The organism is Cohnella panacarvi Gsoil 349 (genome assembly GCF_000515335.1).
GTDB lineage: Bacteria > Bacillota > Bacilli > Paenibacillales > Paenibacillaceae > Cohnella > Cohnella panacarvi.
On record NZ_KI911563.1, the window covers coordinates 2,677,080 to 2,691,098 of the forward strand.

The window sequence follows — 14,019 nt, forward strand, 5'->3', positions numbered from 1 at the left end:
GATTGAAAGGAGAATGGACATGTATTATTCCGCTTTTCACATCCCCGAGATCGAGGATACGGGAACCGAGAGTAAATCCGAGTTTCTCCAAATGAACTGCCTAGGCTACTATGGACATCAGAACATGAAGTCGGAACGCTATCGCAAACACGGAAGAAAAGACTATTTGCTTATCTACCACCATAAAGGAAAGGCGGTCGCGAGAGTCGGCGGCGTCGATCACGAAATCGGAGACGGCACCGTCGTTCTCTATCGTCCCGGGGAAGAGCAGCTTTACCGATTAAGCGACGAACAGCCGAGCGAAAGCTACTGGATCCATTTCACCGGATATGGCGCCGAACAGGTCTTGCGCAGCTTGAACTTGTCCAAAGGAGGCATCTATCGCACCAAGCAGATGGATGAATACGGTTACCTGTCCAAGATGGCCCGCAATGAAATCCATTCGAAGCGGATCGGATTCGAGTTGAACATTGCCTCCATCTTGACTCAAATCCTTTGTTTGATTTCGCGGAGCTGCTCGCGAGCCAAGTATACGAAGGAGCAAATCGAACGCAGCGACAGATTCGATCTTTCCGTCAGCTACTTGCACGCCAACTATGAGAAGCCTCTCACCGTTCCCGAGCTTGCCGAACTCGCCGGTCTCAGCGTCAGCCGGTACATCCACTTGTTCAAGCAGCTTACAGGATTCACGCCTAAGGATTACTTGGTCCATTTCCGCATTCGCAAAGCGAAGGAGCTGCTGCGCGACACGCAGCTGACGATCCGGCAAATATCGCTTATCGTCGGCTTCGAGGATCAGTTGTATTTCAGCCGAGTCTACAAGAAAGTGGAGGGTAAGAGCCCGAAGCAGGATCGGGAATGAGACAGCTCACGCTTCCCGCCACAGATACCCGTCTTGGCGGACGTGCAGCGTGCCCTGCGAAGCGGGCGCGCTAATCTCGAACAGGTTCGGCGTTACATGGATTTGGGGCTTGATCGTCCACACATCCGTTCCCTTCAAATCGTCGAACGACGTCGTATAAGCGCCATGGGCATGAATCCAGTTCCGTTGCCGGTAGAAGAGCTTGCGAAGCTCCCATTTCACTTGTTCGTCCGCCGGAAGCTCGAAGCTTTGCTCTTCGTCGCCGAAGTATACGAACGACCACAGCTCCGGCAGATGGATATCGATGAGGCCGGTCGGCGCCCATACCCAGTTGTATTCGGGATAAGGCTTTCCCGTCGCGGGATCGATACACTTCACATAGCGTCCGTCCTTGACTTCTACGCGCCAATGAACCCGCGAGAAATTCATCCGCCATATCTCGCCAAGATCCGGCGTCAGGTGTGCCGGTTGACAGTTATCCACCTCGCATTCGCGCAGCGAATACCAGGGAATAGCCAGCTCGAGCGACCAGTAACGGTTGTCCGCCGCCGGATTATTGATTTCCCCTTCCACATGAACGGCGCTCTTCAATCCTTTGATGTCCCAGGATATGATCCGGTGCACCCGGTCGCGATTGGGCTTCTCCATCAGCAAATCCCATACCGTGCCCAGCGCGTTCATCTCCAGCTCGTAATACCGGTGCGTCGTATCTTGCGGCGCCATGAACACTTCGAAATCGTTGTCTACGAATATGATCGCATCGCGTTCGGTGACGGTGGCCCAGATCTCATCGTCCCAAAGCTTGGCGCCGACGTACAGGTAATCCTCGTCCCAGAGCATCTTGGCCTGGGTGCGCTTGAATGGACGCGGCATCGAGTCGCCTTCGATGTCTTGGAAATCCTCGATCCACTCGCCCTGCTCCCAGAAAGGCTTGTCCAGCCGCCCGTCGGGTTCTCCCAGCTTCATACGGGTTTTACGGCAAATATAGCGAGGGGGATTGAAATCGATAATCGGAATTTTTACAGGTGGCATTGGCATATGACCACTTCCTTCGCTCTGAGTAAATTAATCATATGAATACTTGGCTCGCCTAATACTTCCGAGCCGTCCCCAACTTGCTCCGAAGCCCTTCGTACGATCGGCGCACGCGTTCGCTCTCCGACACTTCGGCTACGCCTACGTGCCACCAGGAATCGTAGCCGTCCGTATTCGTTCCGGGCAGCACATGAATGTGAATCAGCGTGCTGACCGTCTCGCGCTGCGCAAGCCGCAGCGCTTCCTCCAGTTGTTCCGCGGAGGCGGCGGTATAAGCCCTCGCCCCCAAGCTGCGGGCGTGAGCGGCGAAATCAATCGGCATGAAGCTGCCGTCCAGCCGTCCGGCTTCCGTCTCCCGCATGCGAAACTCGTTGCCGTAACCGCTGCTCCCGTGGCCGCGCTGCAGATTATGAATGCACTGAAAGCCATGATTATCGAATAACAGCACCGTAATCTTGCGGTTTTCCTGCAGGCTTGTCACCAGCTCGGAATGCAGCATCAGATAGCTGCCGTCCCCAACAAGCGAATACACGTTGCGCTCCGGATGAGCCAGCTTGACGCCGAGAGCGCCGGACACTTCATAGCCCATGCAGGAAAAGCCATACTCCATATGATACGTATCGGGTTCTCTGACACGCCATAGCCGATGCAGATCGCCAGGAAGGCTGCCTGCCGCGCAGACGATGACGTCGCTATCTCCGACGAAGCCATTAATGACTCCAAGCGCCCGCGTCTGCGCAAGTCCATCGCTGCGTTCGATCGTATACAGCCGATCGACCTCGGCGTCCCACTCCCACTTCAGTCGCAGCAGCTCACCCGCCTCGTAGCCTGCGCTGTAGCCGTCCCGACGGAGCGCTTCGCCGAGCGCGGTCAACCCTTCCCGGGCGTCTGCCGTTATGGCTGCCGCGTTCAGCTTGATCGCGTCCGCCTGGCAAATGTTGATCGCGACGAACTCAACATCCGGATTGCGAAACGCCGTCTTCGATTCCGTCGTGAAATCCGCCAACCGCGTGCCGACGGCAATAACCGCATCCGCTTCGCGGAGCAGCCGGTTCGCCGCAAGCGTGCCGGTGACGCCGCCGCCGCCCATGGCCAGCGGATGGTCCCATGCCATTGCGCTCTTGCCGGCCTGCGTCTCCACGACCGGAATGCCGAACGTCTCCGCGAACTTCCGAAGCTCATCGACGGCCTGCGAATAATGGACGCCGCCGCCGCAGATGAGAACCGGCTTCCGCTTCCCGCGAAGCACAGAGGCCGCACGCTCGATCGCGGACGCGGCGGCAGGCCGCCGGTCGATCACATACACGCGTTCGGCGAAGAAGTCCAGCGGGTAATCATACGCTTCACACTGCACATCCTGCGGCAAGCAGAGCGTCACCGCGCCCGTATCCGCCGGATCGGTCAACACCCGCATCGCCTGGATCGCCGCGGACATTAGCTGCTCCGGACGCACGATACGATCCCAATATTTACTGACCGGCTTGAACGCGTCATTGGCCGTAATGGTGTAGTCCAGCGGATACTCGATCTGCTGCAGAACGGGATCGGGCTGTCTTGACGCGAATGTATCTCCCGGCAGGAACAGCACCGGAATGCGGTTGACCGTCGCCGTCCCCGCCGCCGTCACCATATTCAGCGCCCCGGGCCCGATCGACGAGGTGCAGGCGAACGTCTGCAGCCGGTTCTGCTGCTTGGCGAAGGCGATGGCGGCATTAGCCATGCCCTGCTCGTTTTTTCCCTGAACGAACAGAAAACCGTCCTTCGCATGCTCCTCATGCATCTGCTCCAGCGCTTGGCCGATTCCCGTCACGTTGCCGTGTCCGAAAATGCCCATTACGCCCTTAAAAAACTTGTGCCGCCGACCGTCAATCGAAATATACTGCTTATTCAGAAAGGCGACCAAAGCCTGGGACATCGTTAAAGTGACCGTTTCCAATCGAACAACCTCCTTCTAGCTTCGAGCGACGACCATTTTTTTCCTCGTATAGAACTCTACCCCGTCCTTGCCGTTCGCGTGCAGGTCGCCATAGAACGATTTCTTGTAGCCGGAGAAAGGGAAGAATGCCATCGGCGCGGGAACGCCTACGTTCACCCCTAGCATGCCGGCGTCCATCGTTTCGCGAAATTCCCGTATCGCCTTCGCGCTGTCGGTAAAGATGCACCCGCCGTTGGCGAACTCGGAGCGGTTCGCTATGGCTACCGCGTCCTCAAGCGAATCGGCGCGGACGATCGAAAGCACGGGCGCGAATATTTCGTCGCTCCACACCGTTGATCCCGGCTGCACTCGGTCAAGAATCGTCGGGCCGACGAAGTAGCCCGGACCGTCGCACGCCGCGGATTCTCGGCCGTCAAGCAGCAGCTCCGCGCCTTCGGCGCATCCCTTGTCGATGTATTGCAGCGTACGCGCTTTGTGCGATTCGCGGATAACCGGGCCGAGGAACACCTTGTCGTCCATTCCGTTGCCGATCGTGATGGCTTTGGCCGATTCCACAAGACGAGGAATAAGCTCGTCAGCCGCGCTGCCGACAGTAACGACGACGGAGCATGCCATGCAGCGCTCCCCTGCGGACCCGAATGCGGCGTTAATAATTTCCTTGGCCGTGAGCTGCATATTGGCATCGGGCATGACGATCGTATGGTTCTTCGCGCCTCCGAGCGCCTGCACCCGTTTGCCGTTCGCGGCGGCCGTCTTGTATACATACTCCGCGACAGGCTGCGAACCGACGAAGGAAACGGCCGCGACATGCGGATGCTCAAGCAGTCCGTTCACGACGTCATGCGCGCCATGGACGATGTTCAAGACGCCATTCGGCAGGCCCGCTTCCGCGAACAGCTCGGCCAGGCGATTAGCCAGCAGAGGCGTGCGTTCCGACGGCTTCAGCACGAAGGTGTTGCCGCAAGCGATCGCAAGCGGGAACATCCAGCACGGCACCATCATCGGGAAGTTGAACGGCGTAATGCCCCCGACGACCCCGACCGGGTAGCGGTACATCGCGGACTCCAGTCCCGTCGCGATGTCAGGCAGTACACTGCCCATCATGAGCGTTGGCGCACCGGCGGCGAACTCGACGCATTCGATTCCCCTCTGGACTTCCCCGTACGCCTCTGCATAGCTCTTGCCGTTCTCGGCTGTAATGAGCTCGGCCAGTTGCTTCCAATTTTGCACGAGAAGCTGCTGATAGGCGAACAAGATACGCGCTCGGCGCGGTACGGCCGTTCGCTTCCAGTCCTCCGACGCTTGTTTCGCCGCCTGTACGGCAGCATCCAGATCCTCGCGGTTGGAGATGGGCACGATCGCCAGCGCCTCTCCCGTTGCGGGGTTCGGCACGATCTCCGTTCGTCCGGATGATGCGTCCACCCAATTTCCGCCGATGTAGTTTTGCAGTCGTTTCGCTTCTTTAACTTCTCCCACTTGATCTTCCCCCGTTATTGTTGTACTAGGTCGCCCCGTGAGTTCTCAACACTTGCTCGATCTGCTCCACGGTCGGCATGGCGTCGGAACAGCTGTGGCTCGCAACAACGATCGATGCGGCCGCGCTGCCGTAGGTCTGACAGCGGTCCACGCTCCAGCCTTGCAGAAGACCATACAGGAATGCGCCTGCGAACGAATCGCCTGCACCGAACGTCTTGACCACCTCGGCCGGAAACGTTCTGCCAGGGTACACGCCGCCGTCGCGCGTATAGGCCGTCGATCCGGCGCCGCCGCGCTTGACGAGCACGAGCTGCGCGTGATGCTTCAACCATGCGTCGGCCGTCTCCGCATCTTTGCGCGGATGGTCGATCACGTTGCCTTCCAGAATGTCGAATTCTTCCCGCCCGCCGAAGATCACATCGCTCTTCTCCGCAACAAGCTTGCAATAGACGGATGTTTCTTCGCGCGACTTCCAGGTATACGCCCGATAGTCAATATCGAAGATGACGACCGTACCATGCTTGCGCGCCAGCTCCAGCGCGCGGAATACCGCCTCTCGCGACGGGCTCTTAGCCAGTGCCGTGCCGGAGATGAGCAGCGCCTTAGCGCTCCGGATATCCTCTTCCTGCACGTCGTCCGTCTCCAGCAACAGATCCGCAACGTTGTCGCGGTACATCAGAATGCTGCAATCCGTCGGCGATTTGATTTCCGTGAAGGCAAGACCCGTCACGCTGCCTGAAGTGTCGGTAACCATCATTGAGGTATCGATGCCGTTCCTGCGCATGTAATTGACGATAAACCGGCCATGCTGATCGTTCGCTACCCGGCCGATAAAGCCGGTCTTCATTCCGAGTCTGGACAGCGCGATCGTGATATTGGCCGGCGAGCCGCCGACATACTTCGTAAACGTCCTCGTCTCCTCCATCGGCCGGTGAATTTCGTTCGCATTCAGATCGATGCACGCTCTTCCCAGACCGATCAAGTCAAGCTGTCTATCTGCAGCAAAATGTATGCCGTTCATGAACTCCGGCTCCCTTCTCCTTATCTCCCAACCGCTTCTCTACGAGTCCCGGGCCTTGAATAACCAAGCGTGCTGCGGATCGTTGTGGAACTTCCACGTCCGAACGGGACCGGCCATGACGTTCAAGTAATAGACGTCGTAGCCCGGAGGCGCCGAGACGGGATGATAGCCGCGCGGCACCAGAACCGCTTCGCCGTCTCGCGGCGCGACCGCCACGTCAAGCGATCCGTCGTCGGTATAGATCCGCTGAACGGCAAATCCGTACCCCGGGTTTACCTTGTAGTAATACGTCTCCTCCAGCAGAGACTCGTCCGGGAGCGCATCCCGATCGTGCTTGTGCGGAGGATAGCTGGACCAGTGCCCTGCCGGCGTAAAGACTTCGACGACCAGCAAGCTGTCCGCCTGCTCCGTCTCCGGCAGAATATTGTGGATAATGCGCTCCATATGCCCATAGCCGCGCAGCTCAACGCCAACCTGATCGGGCCCTATTAGCCGCGCTTCGAAGGTGCCTTCGCCCGGAGCCGAGCATACCGCCAGCTCCGTGTGCGTAATCGCCTCGACCTCGACTTCATCGCCCGACGGGATATAGACGGAGTAGGGCGGAATCCGCTCGAATACGGACTGTCTTCCTCCGATTGCCGCCCAATGCTTGTTGGCCGTCTTTACGTTCGCCGTACCGGCGAGCAGAACGAGGCATAACTCCCGGCTGCCCGTCTCGCATCGATAGGTCTGACCCGGCTCAAGCACGTACACCTGGAATCCGACATAGCTCCATCCGGCGCTCTCGGGCGTGATGGTTAACACGTTCCCGTCCTCCGCAGGCTTCTTGCGCGCCGGAACAACAAATTCGCTCATTGCGGTTACACCTCTTCCAAGCGAACGGGTTTGCCTTCCAGCAGCGACCTCTTGGCGGCATGCGCGATCAGCTCCGCCTTTAACCCGTCCTTCCCATCGACGGACACGGGCTTGCCGCCGCGAACGCAATCCGCGAATTGCTTCACTTCTTCGATATAAGCTTGTTGATAGCGTTCCAGGAAGAACAGCAGCGGCTTGTCGCTCCGCACCCCGGCTTCGGTCACGAGCTCGGCGCTGTTCGGGTAGTCGTTCCTGACCGTCGCGCAGCCGCCCGAACCGAACACTTCAACTCGCTGGTCGTAGCCGTATACGGCTTTGCGGCTATTGTCGATGATGCCGAGCGACCCGTTCGCGAACGTCAGCGTGACGACCGCCGTATCGATATCGCCCAACTCCCGGAACACCGGGTCGACGAGTACCGCTCCTTTCGCATATACCTCGACGACTTCGCTGCCCGCTAGATACCGCGCCATGTCAAAGTCGTGGATCGCCATGTCCATGAACAGGCCGCCGGACACTTGTATATATTCGGGCGACGGCGGATAAGGGTCGCGCGATGTAATCTTGATCAGATGCGGACTGCCGACTTGTCCCTCTTCTACCATCTCCTTCACTCGCCGGAAGTTATGGTCGAATCGGCGATTGAACCCGACCTGCAGCTGCACGCCTGCCGCCTCGACGGCTTCCAACGCTTGCCGTGTCTGTTCCGGGTCGAAGCTGAGCGGTTTTTCGCAGAAAATGTGCTTGCCCGCTTGAGCTGCCTCTATAATCACCTGTACGTGCGTATTCGTAGACGAACAGACGAATACGGCGTCGATCCCGCTATCCTGCACGATTTCCCGGTAATCCGCCGTAACGCTGGGGATGCCCATCTCTGCAGCCCACTCTTTCAACGAATCGTTCAACATCAGATCGGATACGGCGGCCACTTCCAGCCCCGTCATACGAATCATATTTTCCACGTGTAATTTGCCGATGCGGCCGGCGCCGATGACGCCTATTCTCAACATTTCCATTGCGGCTCCTTTCGGGAATAGAGCGAATGTAAGATGCCATCCTTATATAGACAGATATTGTTTGGCTTTCTGCGCGTATTCCACCGGATCGGCAACTGCCGGGTTCTGCTCCGCCTCCAGAATGATCCAGCCATCGTATCCCCGTTCGTCCAGCTCCCGCATGATCGGCCCGAAATCGATGCAGCCGTCACCCGGTACGGTGAACAAGCCTTTCACGACTGCGTCCGTGAATCCCGTGCCGCTATCCCTTTTCCATTCGCGTACATTCTGCCGTACGTCCTTCAGATGGATGTAGGCGATCCGGTCGTAATACGTCCGCAGCAATTCCAGCGGATCACTGCCCCCGTAATACGTATGGCCCGTATCGTACAGCATATGGACGAGCCGCGGGTCGGTCGAGTCCATGAGTCGACGTATTTGCTCCGGACTTTCGACGACCGTTTCCGCATGGTAGTGATACACTAGCTTCATCCCGTTGTCGCGGCAATAGGTCCCGGCGGCATGCAAGCCGTCGACCATATGCTGCCACTCCTCGTCCGTCAACGCGGTGCGGGTGCGTCGCCGCTCGACAACCGGATCGTTGAACGCATAGGCGACTTCGCATACGACCACCTGACCGCAGCCCATCTCCTTTAGGAAATCGGCATGCTCGCGGAATGCTTGCAGCTCTGCCTCTCTCCGTTGCGGATCGCTGAACAGCACCGACTTCCACTGCGACGTCAATACCATCCCGTATTCCTTCAGCTTACTGGCGAGCTGTCCGGTATCCCGCGGGAACTTGCGGCAATACTCGGTGCCCTTGAAGCCTAGCCGAGACATATCCGACAGCACGTCGTCGCACGTATACCAGTCGCCTACCTCCAACACGTCTTCGTTAACCCAGTTAATCGCGGAAATGCCGAATGTATATTTCATGAAAGCTCTCCCCTGATATAGGAAGAGGAAACCGTTGCCGGTCTCCCCGTCCCGCTTGCTCTGATTACAGGCCTCTCTTGTTCGCTTCCGCAGTAACTTCCTCGATCGCTTTGTTTACGCCTTTTTTCGTTGCCCATTCTTCCGTCAATTTCTTGAAGGCAGTCTCGGCATCTTCTTTGCCGCCGATGATCTGCGCGAACGAATCGACCCAGTTAATCGCCAATTCCATCTTGGCAGGCGTAACGATCAAGTTCGCAATCAGATTATCTTGTCTCGCCGCGGCATTGTACTGTTCTCTAGCCGTTGTGGATAGCGCGATGTATTCTTGCGGAATAACCGACGCCTTTACAGTAGATACTCCTTCATCCACATCGATGCTCCAGTCATTCATGAAAGAGATCGGGTTCTTAGAAGGATATTTCTTGTTGAGCTCCTCATCGTCTACGAGTCTAGTGACCTTACCGTCTTCAACCTTGAAGTCTACTCCTTCAAGACCGTAGAATTTGACTCTTTGCCCTTCATCGGTCAGCATCCAGTTCAACATTTCCAATAGACGATCAAGTTGTTCGTCAGACGTATTGGCGCTGATCATCGTGCCGCCGTCGGAAATATCCTGTTTAACGGATGGCGCGCTGTTCTCGTCCTTCTTCAACGGAGGCAAGATGGCTAGCGCCTCCATCGGATCAGTGTTTGCGTTGGCTTCCTTAAAGGCTTTGAAAGTATTATTGAGCCAAGCTGAATCGCCGTCACGGTGCATCGAACCGGCTTTGCCTTGTGCCAGTCTGCTGATCGCATCGTTATAGCTCAACTGCAGGAACTCGGGATCAAGCAGCTTTTCGCGGAACAGCTTCTGGTAATATTTCAGCGGCTCGATATTTAGAGAAGACATATAGCCTGGGATCCATTTGCCGTCTTCTTTTACCCATTTCGAAGGATCGATTCCGAACATCGGGAATAGCGGATAGGCATCCTTGTTCGTCCCTACGATCGTTAAACCGACGGTATCGTCAAGTCCGTTCTGATCCGGATCCTTTTCCTTGAACGCCTTCAACAGTTGGTAGTACTCTTCGACGGTTTCCGGCACTTTCGTAATGCCGACGTTTTTCATCCAATCTTGTCTGTAATAGACGTACGTTTTTTGCGCTTTGAAAAGCCCTGTCAAACTTTCCGGTCTTGGAATGTAATAATACCCGCCAAGCATTTCATTGACAGCGCTTGCGTATACGGAACCGTCGATCATTTTCTTGAGCTCCGGATATTTGGCCATCATGTCGTCCGGAATGGATCTCAACAACCCTTGGTCGTTATATTGGAAGTTAAATCCGTAAGTGGCGATATAGTTCGGCAAATCTTGCGCTGCGGCGAGCGTATTTAACTGGTTGGTCCACTCGTTCCAGCTCAGTTGGATCGTTTTCATATTAATTTTGAATTTATCCTGGAAGAACTTGCCGTAAGCGTCTCCATTCCAGTCGTTCACTTCCCACAGGGCCATGGAAAGATCGAGGACCTTGCGGTCATCGTTCGCATTCGTCTCGGATGTTGTTGCCGAGCTGCCGGCCGATGCTGCTGGGGAGCTGGATGCAGACTCTTTATTGTTTTCACCGCAAGCAGAAAGAGCAAATACTGAAACTAAAGCAGCTACCAGTAACCATATTGAACTTTTTCTCTTCATTCGGTGTACCCTCCTGTTGTTTGTTCGTTCCTACATGCTTTGCCTAGCTTATCCGCGTACGTTAGTCGGCCTCACCCCCTTGAAAGAGTATCCGCTACTCCTTGATGGCTCCTAGCGTTACGCCTTTCGTGAAATACTTCTGCAAGAAAGGATATACGCATAGGATCGGGACTGTGGCGACGACAACCGTAGCCATTTTGATGCCTTGATCGAACATATTCATCCCGCCGGCCGAGAGAGCCTTACTGGCTGCTGTCGCATTGACCAGTACCAGCTCGCGGAGCACGTATTGCAGCGGGAACAGGCTGGAGTCGGTAATAAACAGCAGCGAATACCACCAAGAGTTCCAGTATTCGACACCGTAGAAGAGAGAGAATGTAGCTAGCACCGGCGCAGAGATCGGCAGCATAATCCGGAATAGAATCATGATATCGTTGGCTCCGTCGATTTTCGCCGCTTCATCCAAGCCTTCGGGCAGCTGCCTAAAGAAGGATCGGACGATAATGTAGTTCCATGCGTTGATCGCCATCGGAAGAATCAGCACCCATATGGTATCGCGAAGCTCCAGGTTGCGGATCAGCATGTAATAAGGAATAAGACCGCCGCTGAAATACATCGTGATGATGACGAACACTCTGAAGAACTTTCCCCACATCAGATTGTCCTTCGACAGACCGTATGCAAGCATGACCGTCATCAACATACTGTATATCGTGCCTACAACGGTGATAAATACGCTATTGAAAAAGGATCGTACCATCAACCGGTTTTCAAAGATGGTTTCGTAGGAGTTGAATACGAATTCTTTGGGCCACAGAATGACGGGCCTGGACAAGTATTCGTCGTTGCTGACTAACGACGTCACCAGGATATTCCAGAAAGGAAATATCATCACTACCGCGAGCAATAGGAAGAATACGACATTCAGAATATCGAATACGGTTCCCCCGTTGAATTTCTTGCGCATATGATCATCTCACCTCCTAGAAAATACTGTCTTTTCTAAACATTTTTAGCGCCGAGTTGGCTGCAACCAACAATAGTAAATTCAGCACGCTCTTGATCAAGCCCACAACAACGCCATACTCGATATTAATATTGATGGAGGCAATCCCGACCCGATAAATATACGTATCCAGAATATCGCCGACGTTATATACGCCCGGGTCGTACAGGTTGAATATTTGATCGAAGCCCGCATTCATAACTCCGCCGACATTGAGCACGAACAATACCCCGATGAGGAAGCCCAGCGAAGGCAGTGTGATATGAATGATGCGCTGGAAGCGGTTTGCGCCATCAATAACCGCCGCTTCATGCAGCGAAGGCGATATTCCCGCGATGGCCGCTAGATAAATGATCGTATCCCAGCCCATCGTCTTCCAAATCTGAGAGATGAAGACCAGCGGTCTGAAGTAATCGGCATTGCCCATGATTTGCGGCATGTCGATGCCGAACCAGGCTTCGAACATTTTAGGCAATGTGCCGTTGGTCGTAGAGAACAAGTTAAGCAGAACGCCCGCCAATATAACCCAAGATAAGAAGTAGGGCAAATACAGGACCGATTGCATGAATCGCATAAAGTACTTCTTGCGCAGCTCATTTAATAGAATGGCTAGTAGAATAGGGAACGGAAAACCGAACAGCAATTTCCCTAGACTGATAATGATCGTGTTGTTGAACGCATTCCAGAAATCCGAATCGTCGAACATCTTCTGGAAGTTATCCATGCCGACCCAAGGACTGCCCCAGATGCCAAGATTGAATTTGAAATCCTTGAACGATAGGAGGAGACCGTACATCGGGCCGTAACTGAAGATCGAGAAGAACGTTATGCCCGGCAGAATCATCAGATATAAGTACCTGTCTCTGACCAGGTTTTTGATGACCATGCTTAGCCAGCTTTTCTTCGCCACATTTAACCCCCCATTATTGAATTTTCGAGGTGTAGTAGAGCCTTTTCCCAATAATTGAAAGCGCTAACATATCTGCGGAAAACGAGGACGTCTCCTTAAGCTTGGAAGGATGGCGAGGCACCCGTCACTTGCTCGGATCGATAAGAACCTTCATGCTCTCATCCGTCATGCTCGTGCGGATGGCCAGGTCGGCATCGTCTATCGAGAATCTATGGCTAATAAACTTATCCCACGGGAACCATTTCATGCTGCGCTCCATCATTTCCATTGTGGAGCGGTAAGTGTTATGAATGTGATTCGACATGCCTACGATACGCAGGTTCTTGGAGCAAATCTCATGAATATTGATAGGGACGGCGCCGCAATCCACGAAATTTCCGGGCTCTAAATACATGCCGGCTTTTCGAAGCATACGCAAGCCTTCCGGCACAACATGCGGCATTCCTACACATTCCACGACAATATCCGCGCCTCTACCGTGAGTGTGCTGTCTAACGATATCGATCCGCTCTTCCTCTGTCGTTGTCGTCACATTCAACGCCACATCGGCTCCGAATTCTTTCGCCAAGTTCAGTTTATAATCCGAGATATCCGTAACAATGATTTTGCCTGCGCCCATCATACGAGCTTTAATGATATGAGATAATCCAAGAGGGCCAACCCCTTGAATCACAACGGTATCATTGAAACTAAAGCCCTCAAGCGAGAAGGAATTGAATTCTTTCGCCTTATCCAATGTACCTGTTACACACAGCAGCTCTGTCAGCACGGCCATTTCGTCCGGCAGACCATCCGGCACCTTATATAGCCGTGTTCCCGGCTCGATGTAGATATATTCCGAGAACCCGCCATACAAGTGTTTGCCTACATTGCACGATCTCATGTTTCCATAGCTGAATTGCATATTGTCGCACCAAGGGTACATGGGAAAGTTTTTGCAATACCAGCAATGTCCGCAAGTCACATCCGGGCACATCGTTACCCTGTCGCCCGGCTTTAAGATCACGCCATCGGATTCGAGAGTTCTTGCTCCGAGCTCGTCAATTTCTTCGATAATGAGAACGTTTTCATGTCCTTGTATAATAGGGTAGGGAATATCGATTTCATTGGATGTGCCCTTGTACTGTACGCTCTCACCTTTATAGCTGTGTTTATCCGTGCCGCAGATCCCCGATAATATTACTCTTGCAATTGCCCCTCCCTTTTCCAGCTTAGGCATTGGAAACTCTCGGATGGCGATTTTGCCCGGTTGTTCTAGCACTGCTGCTTTAACCATTTTTGTCATTTTAATAAGTACCTCGCTTTACTGTATCGT

At 54.6% G+C, this 14,019-nt stretch carries 12 protein-coding genes; 1 reads left to right on the top strand and 11 read right to left on the bottom strand.

The features are described 5' to 3' along the window. The first annotated feature begins 19 nt into the window (after positions 1 to 19). Positions 20 to 862 (top strand): AraC family transcriptional regulator, encoded by an 843-nt coding sequence (locus tag COHPA_RS0112855; protein WP_027086567.1) that lies wholly within the window; start codon positions 20 to 22, stop codon positions 860 to 862. Between the two features lie 6 nt (positions 863 to 868). On the opposite strand, the gene COHPA_RS0112860 is transcribed toward COHPA_RS0112855, so the two are convergent. From COHPA_RS0112860 to COHPA_RS0112910, 11 genes are all read right to left on the bottom strand, one after another. Then, positions 869 to 1,900, bottom strand: coding sequence for a carbohydrate-binding family 9-like protein (locus COHPA_RS0112860; RefSeq protein ID WP_027086568.1), 1,032 nt, complete (start codon positions 1,898 to 1,900; stop codon positions 869 to 871). Positions 1,901 to 1,952: 52 nt separating this feature from the next. Beyond that, on the bottom strand, positions 1,953 to 3,833 hold the full coding sequence (gene iolD / locus COHPA_RS0112865; protein WP_027086569.1) for a 3D-(3,5/4)-trihydroxycyclohexane-1,2-dione acylhydrolase (decyclizing): 1,881 nt from the start codon (positions 3,831 to 3,833) through the stop codon (positions 1,953 to 1,955). Positions 3,834 to 3,848: 15 nt separating this feature from the next. Then, the gene (locus COHPA_RS0112870; RefSeq protein WP_027086570.1) at positions 3,849 to 5,309 is read right to left on the bottom strand and encodes a CoA-acylating methylmalonate-semialdehyde dehydrogenase; all 1,461 of its coding nucleotides are present in this window, start codon (positions 5,307 to 5,309) and stop codon (positions 3,849 to 3,851) included. A 25-nt stretch (positions 5,310 to 5,334) separates the two neighbouring features. Beyond that, positions 5,335 to 6,330: a 5-dehydro-2-deoxygluconokinase gene (gene iolC / locus COHPA_RS0112875; RefSeq protein WP_027086571.1), complete on the bottom strand. Its 996-nt coding sequence runs from the start codon at positions 6,328 to 6,330 to the stop codon at positions 5,335 to 5,337. A gap of 39 nt (positions 6,331 to 6,369) precedes the next feature. After that, positions 6,370 to 7,185 (bottom strand): 5-deoxy-glucuronate isomerase, encoded by an 816-nt coding sequence (iolB, locus tag COHPA_RS0112880; RefSeq protein WP_027086572.1) that lies wholly within the window; start codon positions 7,183 to 7,185, stop codon positions 6,370 to 6,372. Between the two features lie 5 nt (positions 7,186 to 7,190). After that, complete coding sequence (gene iolG, locus COHPA_RS0112885) at positions 7,191 to 8,201, bottom strand: inositol 2-dehydrogenase (protein WP_035119487.1); 1,011 nt, start codon at positions 8,199 to 8,201, stop codon at positions 7,191 to 7,193. 42 nt (positions 8,202 to 8,243) lie between these two features. Next, positions 8,244 to 9,116, bottom strand: a complete 873-nt coding sequence (iolE, locus tag COHPA_RS0112890) for a myo-inosose-2 dehydratase (protein ID WP_027086574.1) — start codon at positions 9,114 to 9,116, stop codon at positions 8,244 to 8,246. 64 nt (positions 9,117 to 9,180) lie between these two features. Further along, positions 9,181 to 10,608, bottom strand: coding sequence for an extracellular solute-binding protein (locus tag COHPA_RS0112895; RefSeq protein WP_027086575.1), 1,428 nt, complete (start codon positions 10,606 to 10,608; stop codon positions 9,181 to 9,183). A 274-nt stretch (positions 10,609 to 10,882) separates the two neighbouring features. Continuing rightward, the gene (locus COHPA_RS0112900) at positions 10,883 to 11,755 is read right to left on the bottom strand and encodes a carbohydrate ABC transporter permease (RefSeq protein ID WP_027086576.1); all 873 of its coding nucleotides are present in this window, start codon (positions 11,753 to 11,755) and stop codon (positions 10,883 to 10,885) included. Positions 11,756 to 11,771: 16 nt separating this feature from the next. Further along, complete coding sequence (locus COHPA_RS0112905) at positions 11,772 to 12,704, bottom strand: ABC transporter permease (RefSeq protein WP_027086577.1); 933 nt, start codon at positions 12,702 to 12,704, stop codon at positions 11,772 to 11,774. A 124-nt stretch (positions 12,705 to 12,828) separates the two neighbouring features. Next, positions 12,829 to 13,989 carry a zinc-binding dehydrogenase gene (locus COHPA_RS0112910; protein ID WP_027086578.1) on the bottom strand — a complete coding sequence of 387 codons (1,161 nt, stop codon included), beginning with the start codon at positions 13,987 to 13,989 and terminating at the stop codon, positions 12,829 to 12,831. Between the last annotated feature and the right edge of the window lie 30 nt (positions 13,990 to 14,019).